The organism is Roseobacter sp., from assembly GCF_045106495.1.
In the GTDB taxonomy this organism is placed as follows: domain Bacteria; phylum Pseudomonadota; class Alphaproteobacteria; order Rhodobacterales; family Rhodobacteraceae; genus Roseobacter.
Window position 1 is genome coordinate 35,743 of record NZ_JBGCEQ010000016.1, and the last position, 21,208, is coordinate 56,950.

Annotated in this window: 21 protein-coding genes; 16 read left to right on the plus strand and 5 right to left on the minus strand. The window is 53.7% G+C overall.

The window, feature by feature from the left end; genetic code table 11:
• Positions 1-262: 262 nt before the first annotated feature.
• A complete protein-coding gene (locus AB8B75_RS11725; RefSeq protein ID WP_405362444.1) occupies positions 263-469 on the plus strand; it encodes a hypothetical protein in 207 nt (68 codons plus the stop codon).
• Positions 470-789: 320 nt separating this feature from the next.
• The gene (locus AB8B75_RS11730) at positions 790-2,208 is read left to right on the plus strand and encodes a VPLPA-CTERM sorting domain-containing protein (RefSeq protein ID WP_405362445.1); all 1,419 of its coding nucleotides are present in this window, start codon (positions 790-792) and stop codon (positions 2,206-2,208) included.
• A 349-nt stretch (positions 2,209-2,557) separates the two neighbouring features.
• Here AB8B75_RS11730 and AB8B75_RS11735 read toward each other — a convergent pair whose 3' ends face one another.
• Positions 2,558-4,582: a LuxR C-terminal-related transcriptional regulator gene (locus AB8B75_RS11735; RefSeq protein WP_405362447.1), complete on the minus strand. Its 2,025-nt coding sequence runs from the start codon at positions 4,580-4,582 to the stop codon at positions 2,558-2,560.
• 176 nt (positions 4,583-4,758) lie between these two features.
• Between AB8B75_RS11735 and AB8B75_RS11740 the strand changes: the two genes are divergently transcribed.
• The 4 genes from AB8B75_RS11740 (at position 4,759) to AB8B75_RS11755 (ending at position 7,340) form a co-directional block, all read left to right on the plus strand.
• The gene (locus AB8B75_RS11740) at positions 4,759-5,172 is read left to right on the plus strand and encodes an ester cyclase (protein ID WP_405362449.1); all 414 of its coding nucleotides are present in this window, start codon (positions 4,759-4,761) and stop codon (positions 5,170-5,172) included.
• A complete protein-coding gene (locus AB8B75_RS11745; protein WP_405362451.1) occupies positions 5,173-6,345 on the plus strand; it encodes a CynX/NimT family MFS transporter in 1,173 nt (390 codons plus the stop codon). It abuts the gene before it with no gap.
• Positions 6,346-6,347: 2 nt separating this feature from the next.
• The gene (locus AB8B75_RS11750; RefSeq protein ID WP_405362453.1) at positions 6,348-6,875 is read left to right on the plus strand and encodes an amino acid synthesis family protein; all 528 of its coding nucleotides are present in this window, start codon (positions 6,348-6,350) and stop codon (positions 6,873-6,875) included.
• Between the two features lie 336 nt (positions 6,876-7,211).
• Positions 7,212-7,340 carry a hypothetical protein gene (locus tag AB8B75_RS11755; RefSeq protein WP_405362455.1) on the plus strand — a complete coding sequence of 43 codons (129 nt, stop codon included), beginning with the start codon at positions 7,212-7,214 and terminating at the stop codon, positions 7,338-7,340.
• Between the two features lie 292 nt (positions 7,341-7,632).
• On the opposite strand, the gene AB8B75_RS11760 is transcribed toward AB8B75_RS11755, so the two are convergent.
• Genes AB8B75_RS11760 through AB8B75_RS11770 form a run of 3 tightly spaced genes read right to left on the minus strand, consistent with a single transcriptional unit; the run spans position 7,633 to position 9,688 of the window.
• Positions 7,633-8,427 (minus strand): metal ABC transporter permease, encoded by a 795-nt coding sequence (locus AB8B75_RS11760; protein ID WP_405362457.1) that lies wholly within the window; start codon positions 8,425-8,427, stop codon positions 7,633-7,635.
• Positions 8,427-9,176, minus strand: coding sequence for an ATP-binding cassette domain-containing protein (locus AB8B75_RS11765; protein WP_405362459.1), 750 nt, complete (start codon positions 9,174-9,176; stop codon positions 8,427-8,429). Before AB8B75_RS11765 ends, AB8B75_RS11760 begins: the two co-directional genes overlap by 1 nt.
• Positions 9,173-9,688, minus strand: a complete 516-nt coding sequence (locus tag AB8B75_RS11770; RefSeq protein WP_405362461.1) for a Fur family transcriptional regulator — start codon at positions 9,686-9,688, stop codon at positions 9,173-9,175. Before AB8B75_RS11770 ends, AB8B75_RS11765 begins: the two co-directional genes overlap by 4 nt.
• 56 nt (positions 9,689-9,744) lie before the next feature.
• Here AB8B75_RS11770 and AB8B75_RS11775 point away from each other — a divergent pair, with 56 nt between their 5' ends.
• From AB8B75_RS11775 to AB8B75_RS11810, 8 genes are all read left to right on the plus strand, one after another.
• Positions 9,745-10,785 (plus strand): zinc ABC transporter substrate-binding protein, encoded by a 1,041-nt coding sequence (locus AB8B75_RS11775; protein ID WP_405362463.1) that lies wholly within the window; start codon positions 9,745-9,747, stop codon positions 10,783-10,785.
• Between the two features lie 634 nt (positions 10,786-11,419).
• Entirely contained in the window at positions 11,420-11,887 is a 468-nt protein-coding gene (locus AB8B75_RS11780; RefSeq protein WP_405362465.1) for a cupin domain-containing protein, read from the plus strand.
• A complete protein-coding gene (locus AB8B75_RS11785) occupies positions 11,884-13,122 on the plus strand; it encodes a flavin-dependent oxidoreductase (protein WP_405362467.1) in 1,239 nt (412 codons plus the stop codon). Before AB8B75_RS11780 ends, AB8B75_RS11785 begins: the two co-directional genes overlap by 4 nt.
• A gap of 86 nt (positions 13,123-13,208) precedes the next feature.
• Complete coding sequence (locus tag AB8B75_RS11790) at positions 13,209-14,378, plus strand: ABC transporter substrate-binding protein (protein ID WP_405362469.1); 1,170 nt, start codon at positions 13,209-13,211, stop codon at positions 14,376-14,378.
• A gap of 60 nt (positions 14,379-14,438) precedes the next feature.
• Complete coding sequence (locus AB8B75_RS11795) at positions 14,439-15,365, plus strand: branched-chain amino acid ABC transporter permease (protein ID WP_405362522.1); 927 nt, start codon at positions 14,439-14,441, stop codon at positions 15,363-15,365.
• A complete protein-coding gene (locus tag AB8B75_RS11800) occupies positions 15,365-16,312 on the plus strand; it encodes a branched-chain amino acid ABC transporter permease (protein ID WP_405362471.1) in 948 nt (315 codons plus the stop codon). Before AB8B75_RS11795 ends, AB8B75_RS11800 begins: the two co-directional genes overlap by 1 nt.
• The gene (locus AB8B75_RS11805; RefSeq protein ID WP_405362473.1) at positions 16,309-17,055 is read left to right on the plus strand and encodes an ABC transporter ATP-binding protein; all 747 of its coding nucleotides are present in this window, start codon (positions 16,309-16,311) and stop codon (positions 17,053-17,055) included. The genes AB8B75_RS11800 and AB8B75_RS11805 overlap by 4 nt, the downstream gene beginning before the upstream one ends.
• Entirely contained in the window at positions 17,052-17,756 is a 705-nt protein-coding gene (locus AB8B75_RS11810; protein ID WP_405362475.1) for an ABC transporter ATP-binding protein, read from the plus strand. Before AB8B75_RS11805 ends, AB8B75_RS11810 begins: the two co-directional genes overlap by 4 nt.
• A gap of 351 nt (positions 17,757-18,107) precedes the next feature.
• Here the strand turns inward: AB8B75_RS11810 and AB8B75_RS11815 are convergent, their stop codons facing one another.
• Positions 18,108-19,106, minus strand: coding sequence for a LacI family DNA-binding transcriptional regulator (locus AB8B75_RS11815; RefSeq protein WP_405362476.1), 999 nt, complete (start codon positions 19,104-19,106; stop codon positions 18,108-18,110).
• 122 nt (positions 19,107-19,228) lie between these two features.
• On the opposite strand from AB8B75_RS11815, the gene AB8B75_RS11820 reads away from it, so the two are divergent.
• Both AB8B75_RS11820 and AB8B75_RS11825 read left to right on the plus strand, forming a co-directional pair.
• Complete coding sequence (locus AB8B75_RS11820) at positions 19,229-20,740, plus strand: tripartite tricarboxylate transporter permease (RefSeq protein ID WP_405362478.1); 1,512 nt, start codon at positions 19,229-19,231, stop codon at positions 20,738-20,740.
• A complete protein-coding gene (locus tag AB8B75_RS11825; RefSeq protein WP_405362480.1) occupies positions 20,737-21,207 on the plus strand; it encodes a tripartite tricarboxylate transporter TctB family protein in 471 nt (156 codons plus the stop codon). The genes AB8B75_RS11820 and AB8B75_RS11825 overlap by 4 nt, the downstream gene beginning before the upstream one ends.
• Position 21,208: the final 1 nt, after the last annotated feature.

Below are 21,208 nucleotides of genomic sequence, written 5' to 3' on the forward strand. Positions count from 1 at the left end.
GGCTTGATTTTAATGCCTTACGCATGTGCAGGCTGTAAGGGGCAAGTAGCAGAAAGCCTTTGAATGTCTGCGCCAAGGTGCTGACTTGAATCTCGAAGCCGCGTCAAACTCTTGTGATGCGGCGAATGATTTCGGTGGTTACCTTGCTTTGTGATTTGCAGGAGGGAATGCGTTTTTGGCTTCACATTAACTACACGAAGTCGAAGGCACTTTCGCCAACCTAATGCACTCGCTGTCAGAACGAAATTGAGGGGCGTGTTTCTTGACGATCAAAGTGCCCATCATTGGTCACTGTCTGTTTGTCTATGTCGTTCTACTCGATACTGAAACATTGAAGCCAACAATGTCGAAAACCGCAAGCATAACCGAGAACCTGGGGGTGCGTCTCATTGGCTTTGTCTCACTTGAAGTGGTTCGCGTGATGACTAACGTCGCGCGTGAAATGATGCACATCAGGACCTCGGGGTAGGAGTCCCTGTGATGTAAGTGATCTCAATGTTCCTAGAAACTGCTCCATGCAAATTGATCCCGGCATTCCGCTATAAAACCTGTCACGGGTGATGCATCCGGTCATTTTATCAATGGATATTCTTTGGAAAAACGGAAATCTGCGCTCATTCGAATTTCCTGACGTCAGTTGAGCTCGAGACCGGACATAACGTGGCTTGGAAAACTTAAATGGCAAATTTGGCGCAAAGCGCGTCCGAGTACGAACTCGGTCTCAAAACACTATACTTTTCCCGATGGCCAAGTCTAAACTTGTAAGTAATCTTGGGGGGACAAACCGACATGCGCATTTTGATACCGACGGCTGCAACGCTTGCTTTGATCGTTTCAACGCCTTTGACGGCCCAGAACAGAATCGATGGACAATCGCCAGATGCTCCGGCGCTTTCGGGCTATGGAAACCTGGCAGTAGGTGTGCGTCAGATCGATCTGATCAATCCAGATCAAGTCGATATTCTGACGCTGGGTGGACTCGCGGAAAAGCCTGACATCTTGCCGACATACGACCGACCGTTGACCGTAGAAATGTGGTATCCGGCTGCGCCTGGTTCGACGGGTGACACGTCTTTGCAGGCTTACATTCGAGACGGGACAACCAAAGTGACCCTTGAGGGGCGCGCGGTCCGCGATGCGGTCCCCGTGGCCACTTCTGACGATCCGTTCCCGCTCGTCGTGATGAGTCATGGATATCCGGGCAACCGGTTCTTGATGTCGCACCTCGCGGAAAATATCGCGTCCAAAGGCTACGTGGTGGCGTCAATTGATCACACCGACTCAACGTATCGTGATCAGGCGGCCTTTGGCTCGACGCTCGTGAATCGATCCCTTGATCAGGTCTTTGTTGTTGAGCAAATGGCGCAACTCAACGCCGACAGCGGGTCCGATTTTGCCGGGTTGATCGATGCCGACAATACCGGCTTACTGGGCTATTCGATGGGCGGATACGGTGCGGTGATCACGTCCGGTGGCGGTGTCACAGAGGGCATTGCCAACGCTGGCTTCGCGCCACACGGGACACTTGGCATTCATCAAGCCGGTAGCCCGGAACACAAAGCGCTGGTTGATCCCCGGATTAAGACCACGGTGGCGATCGCGCCTTGGGGCCAACAATTCGGAGTGTGGGACGAAGAAGGACTGGCGGGAATAGACATCCCGATGCTCCTGATTGGCGGTTCGAACGACACGGTTTCTCAGTATGAAACGGGATTCCGGAAGATCTGGGAGGGTATTGCAAACGCGGAACGCGCGCTGCTGACGTTTGAGCAAGGAAGTCACAATACTGCGGCCCCAATTCCGGCACCAGAAGAAAGTTTCTATTTCAACGCGGGTTTGGATTTCAATGTGTCGGAACACTATACTGATCCGGTTTGGACAGATCATGTGTTCATGAATAATGTCGCACAACACTTCATCACGGCTTGGTTAGATACTGAACTCAAGGGAGACCTTGAGCAGAGTGCTTTCCTCAATTTGCTACCCATCGGCAGTGAAGGGATTTGGTCGCTGGAAAGCGATGGAACTTTCGCGTTAGATCACAGTTATTGGGCCGGTTTTCAGAAAGGCACTGCCGCTGGGCTACGCTACGAGGTTCTTTCGCCGACGCCCGCTCCTGTTCCCCTGCCTGCCTCCGCTTGGATGCTTGCAATGGCCTTTTGCGGACTGGGCATTATGCGCCATCGTGCCCGCCGGAAAATCACCTGAGCAGTCGTACACGCAGACTATTCCAGAAAAATGCCCACTAATTTCCGGGCTTATCTCGGAGTGTTGATGTCAATCAAGGAAGCGCCGATCGCCAAACTTTTGGGAATGGTTGTTTGCAAAGATTTTTGAACTTCTCAGGTGGCGCTGCTCTGGTCTTTGTCTAACCGATCGTAGAGTTCTAAGGACTTGGCCTCTTTTGTTGTAGCCCGGCTTGCGGAACCATTTGAGGCCAGCGTCCAAAAGCTGCGAAAATGCCGCCCACAAGTCTCGGTTTGGCTTCCAACGCAACGAAATATTCAGATCGCGAAAGCACAATTGGCCATCTGAACATTTGATCAAAGGCCCGAGCTCAGTCGTAAAAGATACCCGCTTTCTGCATGGCTGCTTCCAACCTCTTTGTGTCGGCGTCATGCTGAAACGGTCTGTTTCTGGCCTTGTATCGCATGGACGATGATTGAATGCTTGCGCGGTATCTCTCAGCGGTGGCGCATTGTTCTGCATCGCCTTTGATCGCCTGACAGCAGGTGAGCCAGGCTAATTCCCAACTCAAAGGCTCTTCAATCCCTTTCAGGTTAGAAATCGCCAAATCGTATTGGCCAGCGTGGAAATACGCATGTCCCAGCATCCCTCGTTGACGGTCGGCATGAAGCGGATCGAGTTTGATCGCACGTTGAAAGAGTTGGATGGCGGCGTCGAACTCTCCTGAATAAAATTTCCCCAATGCAGCTCGCGAGACGACATAGTAGTCGTAGGGTGCACCGTCCAAAGCTGTTTCAAAGCTGGCCTCAGCTTCTGTATGTCGTCGACTATAGAGCGCGACCACTCCCCAAACGGTCTGCGACCAGGAGTCCTGAGGCGCAAGTGTCACCGCCGTTCGAGCATGTTTTTCAGCCGTATTGAGCAAGCCCAGATTTTCACTGTCCCAAAACCATTCCCGCACAAATGTGATCGCCTGCGCCGCTTGGGCTCGCGCGAAATCTGGATCTAGGCCAAGCGCGGACTCAAAATGGTGGCGGGCCGCTAGAAAGCTATCCGGTCCATGTAGGTGATGCAGCTCGAGACCCTCAAGGAAATGATCCATTGCGGACGGGTTACTCGATCTGCGGGTTTTTGCGGCGTCCAACAGGCGACGTTCTACGCCGGTTCCAATGGTCGCACAAAGGCTGGCAAGCAAGCTTTCGAACAAGGCGTTGGTACTGCCATCGGGTGAAGTGAACAGCTCGTTCCATATTGGTGCAGGGCGTCCCGCCTCGTGCAACGTCGGTGCAATTCTGTATCCGCCGTCGGGCAGGCCGCGTATTGAACCCGACAAGACAAGACGAGCGCCCAAGAGTTCGGCAGTTTCCATTGGGCTCATGTTAGAAGTCTTTTGTGAGAAACTCGATGCCTGGTCGATCACGCGGAAAAGCGGGCTGCTGGCAAGTTCAATCGATATCGAGGATGCCAGTCTTCGCCCGACCGTTCGAAGTTTTGCATCGTCCTGATCGACAGCCCGAAAGGGTAAGATGGCAAGAAATGCCAATTCGCTTTTGTGGTTTGATGCTCTCGGAAAACGCCTGTTTTCAGAATTCAGTTCGAAAAGGCGTTCGTTGCTCGCATTTTCAATTGCTATGGCTGCTTGATCTGCGAACAGCTGCGCAAGTTCGAGCTTGCGACCATTGAAAGGATGTACCCGCGTTCGGTAAACCGTCAAAGCACCCAGCAATCTTTCGCCCCACATTATCGGAATAGCCACAAAAGACCGCGCTTTTCCCAGATCTGCGGTGGCAATCCGCAAAGGCGCGCCTTCCTGATAGATATTCTCGCCACGCACGTCAGCGATGTTGACCGTTGTCAAACCCGTTGCCAGGCGACCCAGACCTGTGTCAGGGTCGACGGCGAAAATATCCCTTTCTTTCAGCCATTTGCCAAATTCTGGTGTGATGTTGCGCGATTGCTTCGCGCGGAAACGCAAATCGCCTTGATACTCGAACAGAATGCCGAATTCCGCATCGCATATCTCCAATGCGTGATCCAAAACTGCGCTGATCACGGCGTCAAGGCTTTGACCCTGTTGACTAATTATCCGCAACACACGAGCCAGGATGCGTTCGCGCCGCAAAGCCTCGTCAAGCTCCAGCGAAAGTTCGGCAATCAGATCCTGATCATTGCGCGGTGTTGTCGATGCTGTTCCCACTTGCGCATCCAGCGCTTGCGTCAACTCTGTGCGCGAAGTGACACCCAGCTTTCGATAAACCGTTCGAAGGTGGGTGCGAACGGTCGAGGGGGCGATCCCTAGCGCTCGCGCGATTTCTTTGTAATTCTGACCGTCCACGTAAACGGTCGCAACCTCAAACTCTCGGTTACTGAGCGCCTCTTTTGCCTGCTCCATCATCGCGTTCTCCGCTGCACCCTGGCGAACATAGCCGCGATACCACATGCTTACCACATCAACTGATACATCTGGACGATGCCGCCGGGGGGCACTGTGTGCCACGCTGAAAAGAGGGTTTCGCGCGTTTGCGCCAGCGGATTTTTGGTGTCGAGCCACTTAAAAAAAGGGACAATGATATGACGAATGTAGACATAGCAACTGCTTTTTTCGAAGCCTGTGAAACTGGCAAAGGATGGGAGATCTGCAAATCCTGGTGCGTTGAGGATGCAACCTTTTCATGTCAGGCGGAGGCACTGGCCGATACAATAACACTTGCCTCATATGCCGACTGGATGAAGGGTCTTTTGACGCCTGTGCCGGACGGTCGCTACAAGTTAACGGCCTTTGCGGCAGACGACGAGCGGGGCACGATCGTTGCCGCTGCCGAATTTCACGGGACACAGACCGGTCCGGGCGGGCCTGTGGCACCAACGGGCAAATCTGTGGTCTCTGATTATGCCTACGTGATGCAGTTCGACGGTGACAAGATCAGCCACATGACCAAGATCTGGAATGACGTGCATGCGCTGCGTGGACTTGGCTGGGCGTAAATGCGCTGGCGCATTCTCTGCCTGTTGTTTCTGGCACGCATCGGAATTGGGTTTCAATTTCAAACGGTCGCTTCAGTCGGCGACGAACTGGTTGTTGCCTTTGGGATGGATTACGCCGGGATTGGTTTGATGATCGGGCTCTTTATGGCGCCCGGTTTACTTCTTGCTGTGCCCGCCGGCTATTGGGGGCGTTACGTTTCGGACCGAATTATGGTTGCGTCAGGGCTGGGCGCACTGGCTCTGGGTGGGGTCGTGTCGTCCCTGGCAACTGAAAGCTGGGTCATTGGAATGGGCCGTATATTCGCCGGAGTCGGATTTCTTTTCTCTACGCTGTATTTCACCAAAATGGCCGCAGACTGGTTTGAGGGCCACGAGATCGCGACCGCCATGAGCGTTCTTGTTATGAGCTGGCCCTTTGGGATTGCCCTGGGTCAGGTCAGCCATGCCTGGCTTGCGCAGGCTTATGGCTGGCAAGTCCCATTTCAGGTGGCTTCTGTCTACTGCCTGGTCTCAGCTTTGGCAGTGGTTACATTCTACCGACCCCCACATGATCTACCGCAATCGGAAGTTGGGAACAAAGCCGCAATGACGGGTCAGGAATGGCGTCTGGTGCTCTGTGCCGCCACGGCCTGGGGCGTATTCAATTCGGCTTATGTCACGTATCTGTCCTTCGGGCCCAAGGTTCTTGAAGGTTTAGGCCAATCCAGCTTAGCCGCAGCTGGTATTATCAGTATCGGGAGCTGGATCATGATTATATCTGGGGCTTTGTGCGGACAGATCGTGGATCGCTTCGGTGGGCGCAATCTTGTGTTGACGATTTGCATGGGCGGGGCCATTTCCGCGCTGTTGCTGCTTGGCCTACCTGGGGTCGGCGTTGGTGCAAGCGTTCTTTTTGGATTGATCGGCATGGCTCCCGCCGGGGTGATCATGGCGATGGCAGGGCAGGCGATGCGGCCTCAGGTCCGGGCCTTTGGCATGGGGGTTTTCTTTACAGTTTACTATGCAATCATGTTGGTGACACCGCCCGCTGCTGGAGCGATCCTCGATGCAACGGGAAACGCTAAAAGTGTTTTGTGGTTGGCCATCTTCCTCTTTGCCGCAGTGATCCCGCTTGGCGTTGCATTTCAATACATCAAGGATTTGCCACGCGCGGGACTTGAAAGGAAAGTCTGATCATGGACGTGCGAAAAACCGTTTTCACGAAAGAGGTCATCACAACAGAAGAGATGGGTTTGACGTGTGATCCGATTACCCGCGTCGCGGCGATAGCAGTTGTCAAGAATCCCTTCGCAGGCGTCAATCAAACGGACCTGTCAGCGCTGTTCGATTTTGGGGCGCAGCTTGGTCAGTCCTTGTCAGTGGAGCTGGTGACAATGCTGGATCGGCCGCCCGTATGCTACGGTAAAGCAGCCCTTATCGGAGCCTCAGGTGTGATGGAGCATGGCGCTGCCGTTTTGCACCCATCGCTTGGCAAACCCGTGCGCGCAGCCGTAGGGGGTGGCAAGTCCCTGATGCCGTCCAACCACAAGGTCGGAGCATTGTCCGCTAGCATTGATATGCCACTAGGCCACAAGGACGAGCCTTGGTCGTTTAATCACATCGACACGATGACAGTCTGGGTGCCCGACGCCCCGCGCGCAGACGAAATCGTACTTTGTATCGGCTTGTCAGACGGAACACGTGCCCATCCCAGAGTTGGATGATCTGGACCCTCATTGCAATTGGAGATACGAATCCCGGCATTCTTCCCAATGCCTAAAAAAGCAACTTTCCGGGTGTGCTATCAAGCATCCTAAGCAACTGGTAATGAATAATATATTGTCGTGTTCATAAATTTCTCTTTAGCGTCAAAGATGGCTATTCGGATAGAACCGCGCCATTGTCTTCGAAAAAGGCAAGTTGGAATTTCAGCGTCTGACTTTCGCACACCAGTATTTGTGGAAAGAAAGTCAGGATTTTAGGGACAGAGCAGAGGATCGCTGCTGCTCGACAAAAAACAAGCGGAGCGTGCCAAATCTTGGGATAATACTCGCGGAAAGATGCCTGATCCAGCCAAGAACCTACATCAAGGGCGCAAATCCTACGAGTTGGTCACCCCGGTTGCTTTGCCGTTTGATCCGACAATGCCTGCCCTGTTTCAAGATCTCGATCTGTCCCCGGATGACTGACGCTTTGCGTAGCGCGCTCATCTGCGATCTCTTGCGTACGTTTGCGTCATCGTTCGGTTCTATCTCCTCACGACCCGCGAGGACAAAGTCTGCTTCTTCCAAGCATGGAGGCTTTGCGGCCACTTGAAAGCCGAAACAGTGGCCAACACGCTGAGCCTCGCTCCTCAATCGTCAGAAGTTGGCCAAATGCACGTCATTCAGAGGCCAGGCCTTCTCCGCAACAAGGGATCGTATGATCCACTTTTCGCGTCTGTTTTGCTTGAAAAATCGGTTTGGAGCGAAAGCCGTGGCCTTACCGCTGTACAACAAAGCTACGGATCATGCTGGATAAGAGAAAAGCTATTGCGGCAATACACACGATTGATGGGCCTGCTGGCGTATCAAACACGTAAGCCGCGCGAAGACCAACGATAGCAGACAATATCCCGATTACGCCCGCTGCGACGGCCATACCCTCAGGCGTACGGGACAAAGGACGTGAAGCTGCGGCGGGAATGATGAGCATTGCGGCGATGAGTAGAACCCCGACGACTTTGATCGCAACTGCAACAGTGATGGCAAGGGCCAGTGTCAAAACCAGCTGTTCCCGCTTCGGGTCGATCCCGCTTGAATAAGCCAGATCTTCATTCAAAGTTGCGGTGAGCAAAGCCGACCAGCGCCAGCTAATCAAAGCGACCACAAGGGCGGCGCCGCCCCAAATGACGATGAGGTCTACCCGTGACACGGCAAGGATGTCGCCAAAGAGATAGGCCATCAGGTCGATACGCACACCGGAGATGAACGACACAGCAACAAGTCCAAAAGCCAGGGCGGAATGTGCCAAGACCCCCAGCAGTGTGTCCATCGCATATCCCCGGCCAGACAAGATGCTGACGGTCAATGCCATCAGCAGTGCCACTGCTATGGTTCCGATAAAGATCGACATTGAGAAGGCCAGCGACAAGGCAACGCCGAGGATGGCCGCATGCGCAGTGGCATCGCCAAAGTAGGCCATGCGCCGCCAGACTACGAAACACCCTAAGGGAGCGGCGGCAATTGCCACGCCGATTCCAGCCAAGGTGGCCCGCACCATAAAGTCATCCAGCATTATTCAGCGGCCTCTGTGTGGTCGTGATCGTGTGCGCCAAAATCGTGACCGTGATCATGTTCATGGCGGTAAAGAGCAAGAGCGCCGCCCGTGCCGGTCCCAAACAATGCTCGGTACTCCGGTGCCGAGGCAACGACGGCGGGAGTGCCTTCGCAGCATACGTGACCGTTGAGACATATCACGCGATCAGAGGCGCTCATCACCACATGTAATTCGTGGCTGATCATGAGCACGGCGCAGCCCGTGTCTTTTCTCACCTGTTCGATTTGCTGGTAGAACGATGCGGAGCCACGTTGGTCCAACCCCTGCGTGGCTTCGTCCAACAACAACAGATCAGGTTTTCCAATCAATGCACGCGCCAGCAAGACCCGCTGGAATTGCCCGCCGGAGAGTTGCGACAGCTGCGCCATGGATAAATTGGGCACCCCGGCCTGTGACAACGCCTGCTCGATGTCCACAGCTGTAACGCCGCCCGGCAATTTCAGGAACCTTGCAACCGTTATCGGTAGTGTTTCATCTACGTGCAGTTTCTGTGGCACATAGCCAGTTTTAACATTGCTTCCCCGTTCGACGCGGCCCTTGAACGGCTTTACTGCACCGATGATCGCCCGCAACAGGCTGGTTTTCCCTGACCCATTTGGACCGACAATCGTAACGATCTCACCAGGGGCAACGTTTAGCGATACGCCCGACAAAACGGTTCTTGCGCCATAGCGGACGCTCAGGTTCTCTACGTGCACCAGGCTCATGCGTCAGCCTTGTCGGCACAAGCGGGACAAATACCCTCGGCCTCAACGACAGTGCGCTCTATCCGAAAGCCGGTGGCCCGAGCGGCTTCACCCAGCGCTCCGCGTGCTGGAGAAGACTGTGCTTCTGCAACTGCGTCGCACAAACGACAGATCATGAAAGCAGGCGAGTGGGCGTGGCTGGGATGGACGCAGGCGATGAAAGCGTTCAACCGTTCGATTTTATGAGCCAGCCCATTCGCCACCAGAAAGTCTAATGCGCGATATGCAACAGGTGGTTGCGAGCCAAACCCACCCTCACGCAGCCGGTCCAGAATCGCATAGGCGCCAAGAGCTCGGTGATCTTGCAGCAATATCTCCAACACTCTGCGGCGCACAGGCGTAAACCGAAGACCGTCCGCGGCACAACGTGCTTCGGCCGCAGAAAGCGTGTCACTGACACAGGCACCATGATCATGGTGCGTGAACCCGAGAGGTCCGCCAGCGGATTCTTTAGAAGGGGAGTCGCTTGTCATGTTATTACATTTCGTTTATCCGACTTGTAATGTTATAAAATCACATGGAGACCTCGATGTCCAGAAAGCTTCTTACCCTCTCATGGGCGGCCACTTTGATGGGAGGTGCCGCATTCGCAGAAGCACCGCAGGTTGCCAGTGATATCGCGCCTGTGCATTCATTGGTCGCACGGGTGATGGAAGGTGTGGGAACCCCGGAATTAATCATTCAATCCGGTGCAAGCCCACATGAATACAGCCTGCGCCCTTCCGAGGCGGCAGCACTGCAAAATGCCGAGCTGATGTTCTGGATCGGGCCCGACCTGACACCATGGCTTGAAGATACGATTGCAACGTTGGCTCCAAATGCAGCGGTCACGACATTGCTGGAGACGGACGGAACCATAGAGCTGGAGTTCCGGGAAAATGCATTGTTCGAGGCACACGATCACGAGGATCATGCTGACGACGATGGCCATGATGACGACCATGACGATGACCATAAGGACCATGATGAACACGCCGAAGAAGGTCATGATGCGGAAGGTCACGAAGAACATGACGACCACGGTGATGAAGAGGCAGGGCACGAGGGCCATGACCATGGCGCGCATGATCCGCACGCCTGGTTATCACCGCAAAATGCGATGACTTGGCTGAACGTGATTGCGGGTCAACTTTCCGCAGCCGACCCTGACAATGCAGGCGCATATTTTGCCAATGCCGCCGCCGGACGCAGCGAAATCGAAACCTTGATTGGCGAGGTAGCTTCAACGCTTGACCCGGTGCGTGATGGCCGGTTCATCGTGTTCCACGATGCTTACCAATATTTCGAAAAGGATTTTGATTTTTCGGCATCGGGCGCAATTTCGATTGGCGACGCATCTGATCCAAGCCCGGCGCGGATTGCAGGAATACAAGAGCGGATCGCAGAGGAGGGCATCGATTGCGTTCTGTCCGAACCTCAGTTCAATCCTGGCCTCGTAAAAACTGTTCTCGATGGCACAGAAGCACAGACAGGCATTCTTGATCCACTTGGTTCTGATCTGGAGCCAGGTCCGGGGCTATATCCTCAGCTGATCCGGAATCTGTCGACAGCTCTCGCAGGCTGCATGTAGGAGCGGGAAGGTGGGCAACCGCTTGATGCCAAAAAAGGCGAGAGGAGTCATTCAAAAGGCGCATCTGCTGGCGCAATCACCTACTGTATAAAAACCCAAGCTTTTTTGTACACGACGCAACGCTCGGCTTCTGGTTCTGTGAAGACCAGATCAAAGTCGGTTACCCCGTTGATTTGCAATTGAATAGCAAGAGTAAGCGGGTTGCGGCTTTGGCTAAAATCTATGGCTTTCTCTTGCTACCGAACGGTCCCTGAGCCGCACGTGTTTGAGGTATTTCCGCAGGGAAAGATTGCTACGCCTGCAATTATCTTGGCGGTTTTCGGTAAGATTGGTGATCGCGCTGATGCTCTGGTAACCTTTCGAGCGGATGCGAATTCATGAAAACCAAAACCAAACCGCCGCTTAATCCCGAAATCTGGCCGCATGAATAGCCGTTCGTTAGCTATAGCCGGGAGGAGGAGTACCGGTTTTTTCTTCAGTCAAATTTCGCTGAATACCAAGCGCTTGAGCCTGATCATCCGGCGTGATGCAACATTGACAGCAGCCGAGATCACATCACCAATGTGGTCAAGAAAAAACAATACGTTGATCACTGATTCCAGTAGTGGCGCGCTCCGATAGAAGGAAACAAACAATGACCGACATGGAAGCGGGAATTGTCAAATCCCAAGACAGCCTTGAGAACATTAGGTGGAATATTTTGGGCCAGACATATGTACCCAAACAACTGACGGATAGCAGTTTTTCGTGGCATGCCACTCTACCGCCGGGGACATTTGTGCCACCTCATATTCATCCTGATCAGGATGAATTCTTGTACATTCTTGAAGGCAGGTTTGACTTTTTGCTGAACGGCGAGGAGGCTGTGGGAGAGCCGGGCGATTTGGTCAAACTCCCGCGCGGCATTCCGCACGGAATCTTCAATAAGTCTGACAGCACAATCAAAACGCTGTTTTGGGTGACCCCGTCCTTGCGGCTCTATGATCTGTTTTGGGCCTTGCACAATATGGGACCTGAAGCTGACCCGGCAGAAGTGGTTGCGGTTTCCGCGGCACATGCCATCGACTTCTTGCCACCCCCTGACACAGGAGACAAAGCTTGACCGTTCTAATCGCAGGCGCGGGGATCGGCGGGCTTGCCACGGCACTGATGCTTCACAAGCGGGGCATCAACGCCACCGTGGTTGAACAAGCATCCGAAGTGCGCGAGGTGGGTGTGGGCATCAACACCTTGCCGCACTCGATTGCCGAGCTTTCAGAACTTGGCCTGTTGGCTCGATTGGACGAAGTGGGTCTGCGCACCCGAGAATTGCGCTATCTGACCCGTTCGGGCCAGGAAGTGTGGCGCGAGTTACGCGGCACTCATGCCGGGCATGCGCACCCGCAGTTTTCCATTCATCGCGGACGGTTGCAGAAACTGCTGTTTGACGCGGTCATTGAACGGTTGGGGCCACAATCGGTAGAAACGGGTTTGCGCTTGACCGGCTTCGTGCAGAACGAAGGCGGAGTCACTGCACATTTTTCCTCCTCGCGCGATGGGTTGTCCTCGCGCACCTTGCGATCCGAGGTGCTGATATGCGCGGATGGCATTCACAGTGTGGGCCGCAGCCGGTTCTATCCCGATGAAGGTCCGCCAAGCTGGCCCGGTGTCGTTATGTGGCGTGGTGCGACCGAATGGCCGGTTTGGGAAGATGGGCAAACCATGGTTATCGCCGGCGGATTGGGAGGCAAACTGGTGTTGTACCCCATCGCGCCAGCCAAGGATGGTCGTCAATTGATGAACTGGGTTGTGAACATTCGCATAGCGGACCCGAGTGTGTCACCGCCACCGCCGGAAAGCTGGTCCAGGACGGCACCACTCTCCAAAGTCCTGCCCTACGCAAAACGGTTCAACGTACCCGGTATTGATCTCGAAGCTCTGGTGAGGGCGAGTGGTACAATCTTCGAATATCCGATGGCTGATCGTGATCCGCTGCCGCGTTGGACCCATGGCCGCGTGACACTCTTGGGCGATGCAGCGCACCCGATGTATCCGGTTGGGTCGAATGGTGCCGCGCAAGCGATCCTTGATGCCCGTTGTCTGGCCGATCTGCTCGCAATTTCCGAACACCCGCGTGAGGCGCTCTATCGGTATGAGAAGGAAAGATTGCCCAAGACTGCCGAAATCGTACGCACCAACCGGATTGGCGGTCCTGAGCGAGTCATCGATGAGGTTGAAAAGCGAAGTCCTCAAGGATTTGAAGACGTCAACGCTGTTTTGGGCCATTCGGACCGCGAAGCCATTGTTAAGGGATACGCGAACATGGCAGGTTTTGGTCAATCGCAAAAGAAAACGTAACAAAATATCGAAAAGAAGCATCATTTTGCGCGACGTATTGTTCGAAAAATGCAAGCTTCAGAAAAAAACGTAACTGGGAGAAAAAAATGAAAAACAGAAGTATTAAACTCGCTGCCTGCCTTGCGACCTGCACAGCACTGTCTGGCGCGGCTTTTGCCGAGGACGTCAAAATTGGCATGGTTGTGACCCTATCCGGTCCGCCTGCGGCTTTGGGCCAACAGATCGTAGATGGCTTCCAACTGGCGCTCGATGACAAGGGTGGCATGCTGGGTGGCCAAAAGGTGGAGTTGATCGTCGAAGATGATGAGCTGAAGCCAGATGTGGCACTACTCAAGGCCACGTCTTTGATCGAAAAAGACGCGGTCGATTTTGTCGTAGGTACCGTCTTTTCGAATATGCTGCAGGCCATCTTCAAGCCCATTGTTCAATCGGAGACGTTTTTGATCAGCCCGAATGCTGGTCCTTCCACTTTTGCAGGACGCAATTGCAACCCGTACTTCTTTGCGACCTCCTATCAGAACAACCAGAACGCCGAAGTCAGCGGCATGATTGCCAATGAAGAGGGATTCCAAAGTGTTTTCACCATGGTACCGAATTATCAGGCCGGGCGTGATAACATGGACGGGTTCAAGCAGACCTTCGAAGGCACCGTGACTGACGAAGTGTTTACACCTCTGGGCCATCAGGATTTTTCGGCGGAATTGGCGCGCATCTCGACGTCTGAAGCAGATGCGATCTTCACCTTCATGCCGGGTGGCATGGGCGTGCGTTTGGTCAAACAATTCACAAACGCCGGTCTGTCGGAGAACATGAAATTCATGTCCGTCTTCACAACGGACGAAACTACCTTGCCAGGCCAGAAGGATGACGCCGTGGGCTTTCTAGCGGCCGGCACCTGGGCCCCGGATATGCCCAACCCGGCCAACACCGCGTTTGTGACGGCTTTTGAGGCCAAATACGGCTACATTCCCGGCTCCTACGCGATGCAGGCCTATGACACGGCCAGTTTGCTTGACAGCGCAATCTCAAAAACTGGGGGCGATCTGAGCGACAAAGACTCAGTGCGGGCGGCCATCAAAGAGGCGGATTTCACCTCTCTGCGCGGGGATTTTGCGTTCAACAACAACCATTATCCAGTGCAGGACTTTCATATGCTCAAAGTTGTCAAACGAGACGACGGCAAGTTCCACACTTCCTTTGTCCGCACGGTGGCAGAAAACTACGCCGATAGCTTTAGCCAAGACTGCAAGATGTAAAGATGCCAGCGGCCCTGCTCTGACTACCTGCAGGGCCGCTTGCCTCAGAAAGTTCCTTTGATGTCGCTTACTTTGTTTTTGATCCTGTGCCTGAACGGGTTGCAGTATGGCATGCTGTTGTTTCTCATTGCAGCTGGCTTGACGCTGGTCTTTGGCGTGATGGGGTTTATCAATCTGGCGCACGGGGTTCAATATATGGTCGGGGCCTACCTGGTCTTTGCTTACACGGCGGTTACCGGGAATTTCATGATCGCAGTTGCCTTATCACTGGTAACTGCATTGATCTTTGGGCTGCTGCTGGAATTCTTTGTTTTCAGACATCTCTATACTCGTAGTCACCTTGATCAGGTGCTCGCGACCTTTGGCATCATTATCTTTCTCAACGAACTCGCCAAAGTCCTTTTTGGCCCAGCGACGCTTTCCATTGATCCGCCCGTTTTCCTTTCGGGGTCCATCCAGCTCACCGAAACACTGCGATATCCGGTCTATCGTCTGATGACCATCGGAGCCGGTCTTGCCGTGGCTCTGGGGCTCTATTTTACCGTCAGCTACACACGTATTGGCATGCTCATCCGTGCCGGGGCCACCACACCCGAAATGATCTCGGCGCTGGGTGTGAACATCAAACAACTTTTCATGATCGTGTTTGGGGTCGGCGCCATGCTTGCTGGGTTTGCGGGCGTCATCGCGGCGCCGATCTTCGCGATTGAGCCGGGCATGGGGGACAACATCCTGATTGTTGCATTCGTCGTTATCATTATTGGCGGTATTGGCTCTATTGGCGGTGCCTTTGTGGCCGCGCTTTTGGTAGGGTTGATCGATACGCTGGGGCGAAGCCTCGCGACACTTTTTCTCTCTTTTGTTTTCAACCCGTCTTTCGCCAATCAGATCGGTCCGGCGCTGGCATCGATGCTGATCTACCTGCTCATGGCCGCCATCCTTGTTCTCAGGCCCAAAGGCCTTTTGCCGGCCAAAGGTGTCGCTTGATGGATCGGTCACTGATTGCTGGCGGGATCATCTTTGGTCTGTTGCTTGCCATGCCAGTCTTGTTGCCCCTGATCGGTGCGGGGTACCTCACGGGTCTGATCATCAAAGCGATGTTACTCGCCATTGCAGCAATTTCGCTTGATCTTCTGATCGGTCATGGCGGAATGGTCAGTCTTGGTCACGCAGCTTTTGTTGGCCTCGGGGCTTACGCGGCCGCCATCGGGCTGGAAAACGGTATTGAAAACATACTGTTACTTTTGCTGTTGACCCTAGCAGTGACGGGCGCATTTGCCCTGATCACCGGCGCCTTTGCGCTGCGCACCAGTGGCGTCTATTTCCTGATGATCACATTGGCTTTTGGACAGATGGCCTACTTTACCCTCACCTCACTGGCAGCTTATGGCGGTGACGACGGGTTGACGCTTTGGTCCTTGGCAACTCTGTTTGGCAGCGAAGTGGTTCAAAACGGCCGAGGGCTCTACTTTGTTGTTCTGGGCACATTGCTGGTGACCTGGTGGGGTGTCTTTCGCGTCAGCCGGTCGCGTTTTGGCCGCGTGCTGCGCGCGGCACGCGATAACCCCGAGCGTGCGCAGGTAATGGGGTATCCAGTCACGCAATATCGGCTTATTACCTATGTTCTGGCTGCAATGATCGCAGGAGTATCAGGGCTCTTGCTGGTCCAATATGCGGAATTCGTCAGCCCGGCCCTTGCCGCGTGGCAACGCTCTGGCGACTTGATTGTCGCCGTTGTTCTGGGAGGGTTGGCAAGCCGCAATGGTGCTATCCTTGGCGCGTTTTTCATCGTGATCATCGAAGAAGTGTTGGGATCGTTTTTTCATGAATGGCGATTGATCTATGGGCCTCTTCTGGTCGTGATCGTACTTTTTACAAAAGGCGGATTCAGCGATTTGTTGGTTCGCAAACAGAGCGCAGAGCACCCCTCATGAGCACGCTCGAGATCCGCAACCTGTCCAAAAGCTTTGGTGCGTTGAGTGTCAGCCAAGACATCAATATCACGATTCCAAGTGGCGCTTGCCATGCTCTGATAGGGCCAAATGGGGCGGGTAAAACGACGTTGATTCATCAAATCTCTGGTGTTTTGAAACCTGATGCGGGGCAAATTGCGCTGGATGGGGTGGACATGTTGAAACTGTCCGTGGCGCAACGCGCACAAAACGGTCTGGGCAGAACCTTTCAAATTACCTCGGTTTTATCGAGTTTTTCGGTTTTGGAAAATGTTGCCATCGCTGCACAAGCCAAGTCTGGCTCAAGCCTGCGGTTCTTTAAAGTGGCTGCCCAAGAAAGTAGCTTGAATGATGCAGCCATGGCGACCTTGGCGCGGGTCGGATTAAAAGATCGCGCAGATGTACTTGCAGCAAACCTGTCGCATGGAGAGTTGCGGCTTTTGGAACTCGGTATTGCTTTGGCAGGCCGGCCTAAATTCCTGCTGTTGGATGAGCCGATGGCGGGTTTGGGACGTACGGAAGGCCTCGCTTTGATCAAGCTTTTGGCAAGCTTGCGCGGCAGCCTGACAATGCTCTTGGTCGAGCATGATATGGATGCGATTTTCCAGCTGGCAGATGCCGTGTACGTACTCGTTGATGGCGTTGTGGTTGCACAGGGATCACCCGATGCCGTGCGGGAAGATCCGGCCGCGCGGACCGCCTATCTTGGGGGCGGAACCGAATGAACACGATTGTCAGCATCGAAAACCTGCAAGCCGGGTATGGCAACGCCAGCGTGTTGTTCGGGGTGTCTCTGGACGTGGAAAAGGGACAGGTGACCACGTTGATGGGGCGTAATGGCATGGGAAAGACGACAACGATCCGGTGCCTGATGGGGCTTTTGGCTCCAAGAGCAGGGAAGATCACGGTTTCCGGTCGCGATATGACGGCCGCACCACCTTACAAGATTGCCCAGGCGGGACTGGGTCTGGTGCCCGAAGGCCGGCATGTGTTTCCCTCGCTTACAGTCAGCGAGAACCTCCGCGCCACGGCAGCACCTTTGGCGTCAGGGGGCTGGCACGAGCCGCGCATTTATGACGTTTTCCCTCGACTTGCCGAACGTAAAAATCACTATGGGTTTCAGCTGTCGGGTGGAGAACAGCAAATGTTGGCGATCGGTCGCGCACTTATGACCAATCCGGAATTGCTGATTTTGGACGAGGCCACCGAAGGTTTGGCACCGTTGATCCGACTTGAAATCTGGACGATGCTGGGTCAACTGAAGTCGGATGGACTATCAATCCTTTTGATTGATAAAAATCTGAATGAGCTTTCAGCGATATCAGACAGGTACTTTGTTTTGGAAAAAGGTGAAATCGTCTGGAAGGGCACGTCCCAGGCGTTTGCTCAAAACCGGGCGGAGGTTGAAAAATTCTTGCACCTTTAGGGCAGCAATCCCTGACGCTACGGTAGTGTATTCAAAAGGGAATAGTCTTACACAAAAAAGTACCAGCAACGCACTTTTGTGATTTGCTGTCATGGCTCAGACCCAAGCTATTCGGCGCGATGTTGGTTGAGTTTTCTCAATCATTGGTACCATGAAGCCCGGCCTCTCTATTTCAACGCGACCAAAATTTTTAACCAACCTTTTCAAGTTCGAAAACTCTTTGTGCGCTACTAGCCTAAGAGTGTTTTGACTAAACTGGGTCTAAAGCGAAAATTTGAATGCTCAGTGTTCCAATTGATGCAAAGTGTGCAGAAAATTGAGGTATAGCTCATCGAAGCGCCTGAAATGCCCTCAAACATATCCACAACTTTCCCTCAATTTCAAACTTATAGGACAGTTCACTCTGCTTTTTCCAATTGTGTTTCCGACCACCAAATTTGCAAGTTCCTGACCAGCCGTATGCCCGATTTGTTTAGCAGGCAGACGGACAGTCGTTAGGGCCGGGTGCATTTCTTCCGACCCCTTGAAATCCCCTATACCGATGACCGAAATGTCTTCAGGTACCGTTAGCCCCATGCTTTGCGCGGCGTAAATGGAACCAAGAGCAAGAACATCGTTGCCACACAAAAGCGCTGTTGGTCGGTGGCGCGCACTAAGCAAGTTGATTGCGTGTTTTTTTGCCTCTGTGAGGCTGTATGGGCACTCAACCACCCATGCGTCATTTGGAGTGAGGCCCGCAGATTGCAACGTTGCGAAGACACCCTCATAACGACCGGTCCCGCGGTCATTGCCAATAAGCGGGGGGAACATCAGTCCAATCGCTCGATGCCCGTGGTCGAGCAAACACTGCGCAGCAAGCTGTCCGGCTTTCACATTGTCGGCCCCGACGCAGGGCAGCCGCGACTTGGCATCATAGCTCCAGATGGAAATGGCCGGCGTTTCGCTGCTTTCCAATATTTGGTAGGTTTCCTCTGAATGGTCCTGTCCGATCAGAGCGATCCCGTCTACGCGGTGTTCCAGAAATTTCCGTACGGCGGCGTATTCTTTTTCGAGATCATACCCGTGCGGTGCCACCAGCATTGAAAACCCTTGATCTTCTACTGACCGCGCGAAGGCCTGCATCAACTCAGAGAAGATCGCATGGTCAATTGTCGGCACAATCAACCCAATTGTCCCACTGCGTATCCCATGCATGGTTTGTGCTGCGCGGTTACGAATGTAGCCGAGTTTTCGAACGGCCCGGTCGATTTTCTTGCGAGTCGCAGGCTTGACTTTCTCAGGGTGGTTGAAACTACGTGAGACTGTCGAAATCGATACCTTTGCTACATTTGCAACAGCAAAAATATCCACTTTATTCTTTTTTAAATTAACCACTTAACCTCAAAAATTATAGCAAAAATGAAAACATTTGCAAAACTATTTTCATTCTTTACCTTAAAACGTCAAGTGAATTCAGGCCGGGGGAGAGGCGCGTGGAGTTCATCTACTATTTCGGGGATGTTTTCACTCCTGTGAACTTTGCGTTGCTGCTTGTCGGAACCATTGGCGGTTTGATTTTGGGCGCAACTCCAGGTTTGTCACCGACGATGGCAGTGGCGCTGCTCATTCCGTTTACGTTTCAGCTTGAGGCAACCCAAGGCCTGATCCTTTTGGGCGCGGCTTACACGTCAACCGTTGCAGGCGGCGCGGTTTCGGCCATTTTGCTCAAAATTCCCGGCGCACCCGCAAATATCGCGACCACCCTTGATGGTCATGCGATGGCACAAAAAGGACAGGGGGCGAAGGCGTTGCAGTTGTCATTTCTGTCCTCTGCCGTCGGCGGCGTTTTTGGTGTCTTGTTGTTGATTTTTCTGACGCCGGTCCTAGCGCAATGGGCGTTGGCGTTTGGCCCAAGCCACCTCTTTTGGCTGGCCATTTTGGGCGTCACTGTCATTGGGTCACTGGATTCCAGATCAGTTGTGAAAGGACTGCTGTCAGGCTGTATCGGATTGTGGCTCGCGACCATTGGATTTGATGACATCATGGGGGCTCAACGATTTATCTTTCATCCCTCTTTGGGGGGCGGGATCAACATCATTGCCGCGCTGATTGGGCTCTTTGCCATTCCGCAGGTCATAACCATGTTTGCGCGCGGGCGGCGCAATGATGCGGCTGAGGTGATCGAAGTCGAAAAACACCCCATAGGACGTGCCGTCGGCACGTTACTGCAAAGCAAACGCGCGATGGGCATAGGCACAATAACCGGGTCGATCATTGGGTTAATCCCCGGCGTTGGCGGGCAAATCGCCGGGCTGGTGGCCTATGATCAGTCCAAGAAATTCAGCCCGGAGCGCGACAAATTCGGAACCGGCCACCCTGAAGGTTTGATCGCCGCGGAATCGGCAAACAACGCGATGGTCGGCCCTTCGCTTGTGCCGTTGCTCACCTTGTCCATCCCGGGTTCGCCAACAGCAGCAGTGCTCCTTGGCGGCTTGTTGATTCACGGAATCTTTCCCGGCACAGACCTTTTTGACAACCACCCGGATGTTGCTTGGACTTTCATCAACTCGATGTTGATCGGACAAATTCTTATGTGTGTCTTTGGGCTATATGTGGCCGGGTTGGCCGCCAAGATTGCTATGGTTCCGCAAAGCGTCATGGCCGCGGTTGTCTTAGGCCTCGCTGTTTTTGGCAGCTATTCGGTGCAATCGAGCATGGGCGATGTCTACGTCATGGCAAGCCTTGGCGTGATGATGTATTTCCTCGAACGCTTCGGCTTTTCGGCGGCACCACTTGTGCTTGGTCTGATCCTCGGCCCCATTGCCGAAGCGAACTTCATTCAGGGCAGCATGATCGCAACTGCAACCGATGGTTTGGCCGTCTACTTTTTCGGCGGTGGCTTGAACTTGCTGCTGATCGCGGTGGTCGTCGCGTCGATTCTCTATTCAGTCTACATGGAAGTACGAGCCCGTCGCTATACCTCCAAAGAGGAGATCATGGCATGAGTGATCTGAACCTGCCTCGCGTACAGCACATCATTGGCTCGGGCGTCGTGGCCGTTGTGGGGGTATGGGTAACTTATGTCAGCTACACGCAGCAACCCTCTGAAGCCTTCTTGTTTCCGCGCTTGATCGCGACGGTCTTTGTGGTGTTGGCTCTGTGGACCTTCGTCAAGGCTTGCATGGGTTGGACGAAGGTCGGGAATGGCATCACCGTGCACCAGATGACCAACCTTGCGCCGGGTTTGCTGGTCGCGATGGTGTATATTTTCTGGATGGCCAAGGGACTGGGTTTTTACACGGCTACGACAATCGCCTTTTTCATTCTGTTGAGCCTTTATGATCCCGCGCCGCACCGTGCGCTTAGATCATGGCTCAAACGCATCATCATCACGGCGTGTTTTATCGCCGTTATGTATGGTCTTTTCGCGCTGCTGCTGAATGTTTTCACACCGCGAGAGGTCCTGTTCTGAA